This is a genomic window from Bartonella sp. AA89HNZF, from assembly GCF_042196905.1.
Lineage (GTDB): Bacteria > Pseudomonadota > Alphaproteobacteria > Rhizobiales > Rhizobiaceae > Bartonella.
Genome location: NZ_JBHIRD010000106.1, coordinates 1 through 761, shown reverse-complemented (window position 1 = coordinate 761; position 761 = coordinate 1). Strand labels below are relative to the sequence as shown.

1 pseudogene is annotated in these 761 nt (G+C 46.8%); it reads right to left on the bottom strand.

Annotated features, from left to right (window positions below):
* Nucleotides 1-761: pseudogene (locus ACFIN0_RS09960) on the bottom strand (hypothetical protein); the annotation flags it as partial.

Sequence of the window (761 nt, the reverse complement as noted above, 5' to 3'; positions counted from 1 at the left end):
ATTTTCTCTGCATTTTCTGCCTGATTGCGCGCTTGCGTCGCATCATGTCTTGCATAACCAGCAGACTCCTTGGCTTCCTTGGCTATTTTTTGTGCCTCTTCCGCTTCTTCTTCTAAAGACGCAGCTTTCTTACCCGCTGTTTCGGCTGCCCTCTGCGCCTCTCCTGCTATATATTTTGCATTACTCGCTATTTCCTTGGCTTTTTCTACTTCATTCTTGGCTTCATACGCTCGGTCATCGGCTTTCTCTGCTATTTTCTTGGCTTCTTCACCTGCCATTTCTGCTAATCTTGCTATAGTCTTAGCGTTATTGGCTGCTTCATTCGCGTCGTAAGCTTTACTCCACGCTTCATTCGCTGTGCTTTTTACTTTTTCCACCTCACTACGCGCTTGCTCCGCATCATGGTTAGCATAACCTGCTGTCTGTTTGGCTTCTTTAGCTATTTTTTGTGCTTCTTCTGCGGCTGCTTCTAAAGACGCGGCTTTCTTACCCGCTGTTTCAGCTGCCTTTTGCGCCTCTCCTGCTGCATATTTTGCACTATTGGCTATTTCCTTGGCTTTTCCGGCTTCATCTTTTGCTTCATACGCGTAGTTATTGGCTTTCTCCGCTATTTTCTTGGCTTCTTCGCCTGCCGTTTCTGCTAAACTTGCTGTAAGCTTAGCACTATCTGCTGTTTCATTCGCTTTGTGGGCTTTATTCCACGCTGCATTCGCTGTGCTTTTTGCATTTTCCACCTCACTACGCGCTTGCTCCGCATCATG